Genomic DNA, 8,957 nt, shown 5'->3' with positions numbered 1-8,957 from the left:
GTTCAATCCGTTGATTTTGTGCGTCTGATTGCTTAAACTTCATAGTAAGAGCGCCTCCTTGATGTGTTGTCGACAAACCCATCATACCGAGGTGCTCCTTTTTTGACAAAGACTATTTCTTAGCCTCAACAGGAATGTTTAGCTTAACAGGACCGAGAGCCGAATGGCCCGAAGCGTGAATATGGTGTTATACGAGCCGGAAGCAGGTGATTCCAGACCTCTAAATTCCCGATAAACCCTTATGGATCAAGGGATCATGTCATTTGTAAAACAATCCCAATCGACTGCAAATATTCCGATTTTTCGTGAAAGTTATATGAAATCGTATATCCCATAGTTATACGATTTCTCCCCTCCTCCTTCGTATATCCGTTTTGGTTCGCATAACTTCATAAGGATATGCGAAGTGCAAAACCAAGATCACTTCATCATGAACGTCAATTGGAACGCTGCTGTGCAATTCTTTCTTCAGAATTGTAAATCTCGAAGCTTATTTCGTATACATATCTAATGAGACTTTTTGTTCCTGAAAGGTTCTTTCATCAATAATGAGCCAATCAGTACGCGCGCGCATTGCAATATAAGATGCATGCCTATGGTCACGCGGCAAACATTTCGGGAGTGAGAGTCTCTCCTCATACGTTCCGGCACTCGATGGCGAAGTTTCACATTTTGAACGGAGGCGATCCGTTGACTCTTCGGCGCATTTTGGGACATGCCACCCTCGATATGGTCGATTACTATGTCAAATTATTCAGCAGCGATATAAAACAGCAGCATAAAAAATAGAGTCCGGTGGAAAACATGAAACGCATCTTAGCGACGCCGTGCATGACGCGGAGTTACAAGCTACACAATTCCGATATGCCGAGTTTAGCGGCCAATTAGTGAAAAGGCATCTCTGTAGCATGCCAGAACGAAAAATATTTAGTTCTTGCATCCTTGTTGTATATGTTAATAAGAAAGAGAGTGTGCCACCGTCGGCACCCTTTCTGTAGTTTTCGGTTTATTCCTTCGGAAACTCAACCTCCGGATATGACGGATTCGGCTTGCTGATCAAGCCACCGCCGGTTTCTTTTAAATGCTTGTTGAAAAAATCCAAAACGTACCGGTTCACGATATCCGCGCTTCGTTCGCCGTCAATGTCGCCCGTCATGCCGAGCTGCTTCAAAAGTTTTGAATAAAGCTGTAAGTCGGTGAAGTTGTAATGCTCCGTACCTTCAATATACACCATTGATGCTTGGTCTATGATTTTGTATTCCTTTTTTCGTTCCTCAATCATCTTGTTGAATTCTTCTTTCGTTAAACCCGAATTTTTGATTTCTTCATCAGAAATCTTTCCACTCAGCGCCTTGTTTTTGATGTTCATAAAGCTGGTCGATTCCATGAACAGAAACGGCTTTGAAATCGCCTGCTTGTCGTTGACATTGTACAATGAACCGTCCATGTTGATTCCTGCTTTAATTCTGTGATTTGAATATGCGGCGTTAAACGCCGTGGCGCCGCCGAATGAGTGACCCATCATCCCGATGTTATCCATATCGAGTTTTCCCTCAAAGGCATCACGATTCAGCTGATCCAACTGGTTGATGACAAAGTCGGCGTCGTGCGTCCAAATGTTCCCGAGCTTGCTGATGTTTTCGGAAACTCCGTTCATATATGGCTCGGTTGTTAAACCTGTCACCCGTCCGTCTGGAAAAGCAGTTGCCATTGTGCTGTAAGTATGATCGATAGCCACTGCGACAAATCCATGACTTGCCAGATGCTCGGCTTGGGAAGCGTGCAGCAGCCGGCTTGTTCCGAAGCCGTGGCTGATTACGACGACTGGATATCGGGCTTCAGCTAATGAAATCGTGGTGTTTTCGTATGAGTTAGTTTTGATATAGCGCCAATAGTCCAAAGCAAACGCGGGAAGGCCGAATCCATCTGCGAACCTCTCGATATACTCGTGAAATGTGCTTGCGTCTTCGGAAAAGAGAGGTGCCTGTTTCTGTCCATTCAAACCTTGTGCGGGGTACCATACTTGGACCATCAGTTCTCTATGATCGTGCGGATTTTTTGTCAGCGTTTCTTCTCTGCCGTGGTCGGTCAAATGAAACATCTTCGTCCCGACCGAATAAGCACCGTCAGGCTTAGGCAAATCGAAAACGGGCAGGTATACAGACAGGAAGACGGAGACCGCCAGCATGGCGATTGTTAGAACATACAAGCCATATTTCAACGGCTTCCACATCCTGATATGAAACCTTTTTCCGAAGATCGCGATAAAGGCGAGGACGACGGAGATCAGATAGATCAAAACCATTTGCCATCTGTACCCCTCAAAAAAAAGCTGTCCCGCCAATAAGCCAATGTTCGCAAATCCGGCTGACGCCGCAAGCTTTCTCGGCATTTTTTGCTGAAACAGCATGACAAAAGACAAAAGAGTTAATAATATTTCGAAAGTTCTCATGATTTCTCCATTATATAAGTTGTTGGTGGTCTTATACATAACGAATGTGTGGTTCGATTGGTTGCAAAAATATTCCTTTTGGCTGCATTAAAAAAACGCTGGATTGCCCAGAGGTTGCAGCTTATGATGTTGTGGTTCGCTATAAGCTAGTTCTCCTTTATCTGTTTCACATGTATACGGTAAACCCATTATCGCTTTGAGAAAGCATGGACATGTTGCAAACGACTATTATATCTTTCATAAGTAATATGACAGTATCAGCTTCGTATATCTCGTGAAATTCAGGTTCGCAAATCCTTTTCTGCGCATAAACCGTGAACACCTGATTCGTATATCTAAGCTAAAAAAATCAAAGTTATGCGAAAACAAAGCACCAAAAGCGAAGTAGGGAAATAGGTTAAACCCTTGTTGCACAAGGGTTTAAGGTATTTATGAAGGCTCAAAAAATGGTTCGCATAATTGAATTTGATATGGCTTAACATTTTATCCTGAACAAAGAATTTTTTGAATAATAATCATGATGTTGTTATCGACTATTACGTTACCTATAGTGATAAAACGAGTTATATGATGGAAGCATCAAGAGATTTAAACATTGACATTAAATTTATTGTATTGCTGGTTGACAAGAATGAGTTATTACGAAGAGATAGTCAGAGACCTCTTAGACATCAAATGGGTGATCGTTGTATTATAGGGCTTAACGAGATACTAAAGTCAAATCCACCTGAGAAGCACATCATGAATACAACGCACACTGATATTGAGGAAGTTGTAGATGAGATTTTGAGAAATCCAAGGTTTCTTTTAGATTCTTCGTCATAGCATTCAAAGTGTTGATAGCTAAACAGCCTGCCGGAGTGATCTGGCAGGCTGTTTACGATTAAAAATGAATTAAGTTACCTCAGTCCTATACTTCCGATTCACGGACTTGTGCTCGGATGCCTCTTATTGTCTCCATTCAACATCGTGAACGGTTAGCTCGATACGAGGTGTTTTATAAATGCAATTCGTACTATTTGATCATCCCATATAGGCCCGCGCCATACCACTTCGTAATCTAACTTACTATTCATTTTAATCACGGGGATATTTGATTCTTCAGTATGGGAGTAGACTAATTGTACACCCTTAATTCGTGCTTCCTCTTCTAATTTTAGCTTAAGTTCGTAGGCGATCCCTCGTTTACGATAATCTTTATCGACCCATAGTTGGTAAATTTCCATAAGCTGACCATCTTCGGGAAACAAAGCTCGATCTATCCTCCGTAAAATACTAAAATCGGGAACATCGTCACGATTTCTTACTCGATACATCAATAATCCAATCTTTTTCTTGTATGATTGGTCTTCACAAATAAATGCACCTATTCCATTATCATCATTCTCTATAAAGGAAGAAACTGTATGCCGGTGCTCCATTATTTCTTCAGGTGTCTTATCGGCATTTGTTGTTGTCGTTCCTTCACTTTTAAAATCTATACTAAATATGAAATCCAAATCACAAGCCAAGGCTTTTCTTATAACGATCATCTTTCAACTCTCCCAATATACGCTTCATGTACTTTTACATAATAAGTAATATTAAAGATCGCATCTATCAATTTGAGAACCCACACCACGTAAAGTAGGTGAAGACCTTGCTCGAGAATAAGAGTTATTTCGACTACATTGTTCTCAATCCTTTCTAATATGGAAATTTTTAGCATGAGAAAAATAACTATGTAAATGGTTTTCTACTTACAGAGGTGATTAACGTATTCTGCTCGTTAACGTATTGAAGCTGCCCATCGTTCCGGCAGCTTCATCATAGGTGTTTATTGTGCTATCGTTCCCTGTTAGCTTATCAATTTGTTCCTCTAACTTCTCAATTCGTACAAAAAGACATGAAGTGAATTTACTTTTATATTTTCGACAGTTTGCTTATCTTCATCTCTTGCTTCCTCAAAAGGAATACCATCATGATACTGATATTTTAAAAACACATTTATTATCGAATCTATGTTTTCTACTGTTTCAATTTCACATTTAAAAGGTAGTTTTGTATGGATATCTGAAATGAAATTAAAGCGCAACCTTCCATAACGCCAATCGAACCATACATAAAAAAGCATTCTATTACAGTCTGCTTTTGTCATTTGTTCAGTTCTATTTGTAATTACATTACAAAAAAAGTTTCCTATCTCACCAACTGTAAACTCACTAGCTAACTGTTGACTCATCGAAATTGACCATGTGTTTTGTGAAATTTCTTCTTCTAAGTCATCGATATCATTTCCAATGAACATTTTATCTTCTACTATTTCATCGAGTTCCTTTAGAAACACCTCTTTGTTCATGTCCGCAGCACCTTCTCATTATACTTAATTAGCTCTCATTGCCCGTCAGTGAGTCAAATGTTACTTCTCATTGACTTATAGGCCATGTGAATAAGGAGCGGCAGACGCCAACTAATAGAATTATAGGGAAATTTTTAGTTAATTGGAAACGTCTCGCTGTCGATCCATATCGGTAAGCACCTGGACGACATCGCCTTCTTATATCAGTTCTAGGTTTCGAGCGGCGGCAGCAAGCAGAATCTTCAGATAGATCTGTTCTACCGGCTTTCCGTCCGGCTTATGCTCATCCAGTGGCGGATATAAGCACTCGCCTCCTCCTTGCTCATACTGCCCAATCGCGTCTTAAGCGAGTTTAAAGAAAAGGATCCTGATGCTTCACGAAACGTCTCGTGTGCTTATAGATGCCCTGGATCAGTGGTAAGGATTTTTTTCGTGTTCCTCTTGGAGCACAACTTCGACTGAATGACCATTGCCAAACGTAACACCACCCTGTTTCGATTCGTGAAGGAGCCGGGCCGACAGGATCGATACATCCAGTATCTGCATGCCAATTGAGTAAAGAATCGTATAAATCCCTTTTCCCAAAGGGACTGCCGAAAGGGCTAAATGCGTTAATGTTACCTAATAATAAATCGTAGTGCTGAAAGAAACCCCTGTATAGAAAAATGATGATCTGCCAGAGAGAACCGCACTTCTCATACAGTATAGATTTATATCATCGGTCAATATTGAACAGTGATTGTAAGTCTTTTCTGCGCTCACGGTGTTATCAAGGTAGTTGATGTAATTTCTTAAAAAAGTAGCGATTAATTCATAGAATTTTGCCCAGCTTGGTCACCCCGAACCTTGTATAATACTCCATATATCCTCTTATCTGCATTTCTTCGTACAACTCTTTAGTTAAATATTTCATTCTTTCCTCTTAATCTCATTTCGCTGACTCACTAAGTATACGGCTTGTAAATCTCTTTTTTTGCGGTAACCTTCCCATTAGTTTAATAAAAAACGGGCCATTAACATGACTAAAAAATCAAAAAACCCGAACTCACGAGGTCGGAAAGCTTCATCTTAAGCTATTCAACTAACGTTCCCCGTCCTTCGGACGGAAGATGCTGGAGGATGCAGCCAAGTACGAGCATCTCCTTGTAATCGATATAGACGGCTCGAAGGTTGCCTGTTTTCCTTTCATAACTCAACGATCCCTTTAAGATGCACATCTGAAATGCCGCCGCATCCGATAAACCCGAGTTTTATGCTTTTATCCTCCTTCAATATTTGAGAGCATCCAACGTTAACCATCCAGTGGCATTTCCAAAATATCATTTAGATTACCTATCAGACTCTCAGAACTGATCAAATTAATTTACTGGAGCCTCTTAGACGGTACGGTGCACAAAAAAAGCCAGAGTCAGACAACTGACTCTGGCTTTTCGGGGTTAACGTCTCCCGAGAAGCAACTCTTCGATTTCTTCCAGCGTCCCGAGCGAATGAATGGCGCCCTTACGAGTCGTAGCGAGCGCCCCGCCGGCGTTGGCGAAGGCGACTGTTCTGTGCAGTTCCTCCTCGCTCCAGTTCGCCGCCTTCGTCTCGCTGCCGAGCACGCAGTGCAGAAACGCGCCCATGAAAGCGTCGCCCGCCCCGGTCGTATCGACTGGAACGACACGGTTGGCTGCCACTTCGCCGGCATAGCGCGCCGTCCGATAATACGTTCCTGCTGCTCCTCGCGTGACAAGCAGTACGTCCAGCCCGTAGCGAAGGACAAGCTCTTCGGCTCCGGTAGCAATATCCAGTGTGCCGGCGTCAGGCAGGCCCGTCAGCAGCGCCAGTTCCTCATCCGACACCTTAACGATGTGAGCCTGTTCAAGCCCACTCTTCATCCATACAAGCCCGAGTTCCTCGGTCTCCCACAGAGATGGACGCCAGTTCGGATCGTAGGAGATGATCGCGCCTGCTTGCCGCGCCGCCTCAACTGCATGAAGCGTCGCATGGCGCGAAGGCTCCGATGTTAGCGAGATGGAGCCGAAGTGGAACAGACGCGTTCCGCTTGTAAGTTCCGGCCGCACTTCAGCCTCCGTAAGCAGCGCGTCCGCTCCCGGCTGACGGGCGAAGTGGAACGAACGCTCTCCCCGCTCATCCAAATGTACGAACGCCATCGTCGTATGTGCGTCCCGGCTTAACACAAGCCCCTCAGCTGCGATTCCTTGCCGGATCAGCTCATCCCGCAAATACTCGCCGAACGGATCCTGTCCGACCTTGCCGATAAAGGCAGTCTTGTTGCCTAGTTTTGCGAGCGCCGCCAGTACATTAACCGGAGCGCCGCCGGGGTTGCGTTCCAACAAAGGCTCACCCGATACCGAAACGCCGTCCGGCACGAAATCGATCAAATACTCGCCAAGTGCCACCGCATCGTAAATTTTGTGCCCCATTACCCTTTGACCCCCGACATCGTGATGCCCTGAATGTAGTAGCGCTGCAGAAACAAGAACAGAATCAGAATCGGAGCCGTTGCTATCGTACTAGCCGCCAAAATTTTGGACCAATCGGTACCGGCTAGCGAAGAGAACGACGCAATCGCGACTTGAAGCATCTGCTTCTTTTCGTCGTTGATGACGATAAGAGGCCAGAGATACGAGTCCCAGTTGCCGAGAAACGTCATAAGGCCGAGTGTTATTAGCGCCGGAACGGCCGCCGGAACGACGATTCTAATGAACACGCGCATAACCGACGCACCGTCAATCTTCGCCGCTTCCATAATCTCATTCGGAATGTCCGCGAAAAACTGCCGCAGCAGGAAGATGCCGAACACCGACAGCGATGAAGGCACAATGAGACTAGCGTACGAGTTGACCCACCCGAAATTGTTCATCAGCAAGTAGTTTGGCACGAGCGTTACTTCACCCGGAATAACCATCGCCGACATGAACAAGGCGAAGACGATCGACTTGCCACGGAATCGCAGCTTCGCGAAAGCGAAGGCGGCCAAGGCGCTTACGACGAGCACGATGACGGTTACGGATCCAGCGACGAGCACTGTGTTCCAAATGTAGCGTAGGAATGGATTCGTATCGCTGAAAATAACGTTTTTGTAGTTCTCCCAGGTGAACTTGACTGGCACGAACATATGCCAATTCAAGCTCGATGAATATTGGAACAGTTCCTCATAAGGACGCAGAGATCCAGCGACCATCCATACGATCGGAATGATGCAGACGATGGCGATGAGCGTCATCATGATGTATTTAAGCGCAAACCCCATTTGCCGCATAATAATCCCCCTAGTAGTCAGCTTTCTTATTGAAGTAGGTCATTTGCGCAAGCGAGATGATCAGCACGATAGCGAACAGAACAAAAGCCGCCGCTGTGCCGTAGCCCATTTGCATTTGCTGAAAAGCCGTTTTCCAGATGTAATATACGACTGTCTGGGTGGACCCGTTCGGTCCTCCATTGGTGAGGACGAAGACGATACCACCCAGCTTGATTGCATCGATCGTCGTCATGATGACAACGAAAGCCATCGTCCGGTTCAGCATCGGCAGCGTAATGCGGAAGAACTGCTGCGCTCGGCTTGCTCCGTCAACCCGAGCCGCCTCATATAAGTCTTGAGAGATGTTGTTCAGTCCCGCAAGAAAAATAATCATGAAAAACCCAGATGCTTTCCAAATGCCTAGAATGATTATGCCGTACATCGCGGTATCTGGATTGGATAAAAAGTTCGTCAGCGGCAGTCCCATCGACTTGAGAAGCTGATTCAGGATGCCGAAGTCCTTGTTGTAGATGAGCTTGAACACCGTGGCTGCGACCGAGGTCGAGATCACGACTGGGATAAAATAAGCCGTGCGAAACAGGCTTGTAAAACGCCCGGATCGCTGAATCAGCATCGCGAGGCCTAGCGAGATCGCTGTCTGTACCGGAATGACAATGACCGCGAAGAATAGTGAATGCCGAAGACTTGCCAGAAACTCAGAGTCATTCATCAGCGTCCGGTAATTATCTATGCCGTTAAAGGACCTGGTTCCTCCTACCATGTTGTAGTTCTGAAAGCTGATGAAGAATGCTTGGACCATCGGGTAGAAGACAAAGAGCAGAAGCGCTGCCAACGCAGGCAAGATGAACAGCCAAGCCGTTCTCTCTTCCTGGCGCAGTGCCCGGCCGAAGGGATTTCCTTTG

At 44.8% G+C, this 8,957-nt stretch carries 7 protein-coding genes; 1 reads left to right on the top strand and 6 read right to left on the bottom strand.

Features of this window, described 5'->3' with window-relative positions:
- Positions 1-585: 585 nt before the first annotated feature.
- Positions 586-789, top strand: coding sequence for a tyrosine-type recombinase/integrase (locus AC1DM9_RS33395; RefSeq protein ID WP_477509324.1), 204 nt, complete (start codon positions 586-588; stop codon positions 787-789).
- 217 nt (positions 790-1,006) lie between these two features.
- On the opposite strand, the gene AC1DM9_RS33390 is transcribed toward AC1DM9_RS33395, so the two are convergent.
- The 6 genes from AC1DM9_RS33390 to AC1DM9_RS33365 all read right to left on the bottom strand — a co-directional run bounded on the left by AC1DM9_RS33390 (position 1,007) and on the right by AC1DM9_RS33365 (position 8,815).
- Entirely contained in the window at positions 1,007-2,392 is a 1,386-nt protein-coding gene (locus tag AC1DM9_RS33390) for an alpha/beta hydrolase family protein (protein WP_477584301.1), read from the bottom strand.
- A 1,037-nt stretch (positions 2,393-3,429) separates the two neighbouring features.
- Entirely contained in the window at positions 3,430-3,984 is a 555-nt protein-coding gene (locus AC1DM9_RS33385; protein ID WP_477509138.1) for a GNAT family N-acetyltransferase, read from the bottom strand.
- A gap of 326 nt (positions 3,985-4,310) precedes the next feature.
- Positions 4,311-4,790, bottom strand: a complete 480-nt coding sequence (locus AC1DM9_RS33380) for a hypothetical protein (RefSeq protein WP_477509139.1) — start codon at positions 4,788-4,790, stop codon at positions 4,311-4,313.
- Between the two features lie 1,436 nt (positions 4,791-6,226).
- Entirely contained in the window at positions 6,227-7,216 is a 990-nt protein-coding gene (locus AC1DM9_RS33375) for a carbohydrate kinase family protein (RefSeq protein ID WP_477509140.1), read from the bottom strand.
- Complete coding sequence (locus tag AC1DM9_RS33370) at positions 7,216-8,055, bottom strand: carbohydrate ABC transporter permease (RefSeq protein WP_477509141.1); 840 nt, start codon at positions 8,053-8,055, stop codon at positions 7,216-7,218. The genes AC1DM9_RS33375 and AC1DM9_RS33370 overlap by 1 nt, the downstream gene beginning before the upstream one ends.
- 10 nt (positions 8,056-8,065) lie before the next feature.
- On the bottom strand, positions 8,066-8,815 hold the full coding sequence (locus AC1DM9_RS33365; RefSeq protein ID WP_477584297.1) for a carbohydrate ABC transporter permease: 750 nt from the start codon (positions 8,813-8,815) through the stop codon (positions 8,066-8,068).
- Positions 8,816-8,957 lie beyond the last annotated feature (142 nt).

Source organism: Paenibacillus sp. 01T431, assembly GCF_056398625.1.
This window is presented reverse-complemented; position numbering and strand designations above follow the sequence as displayed.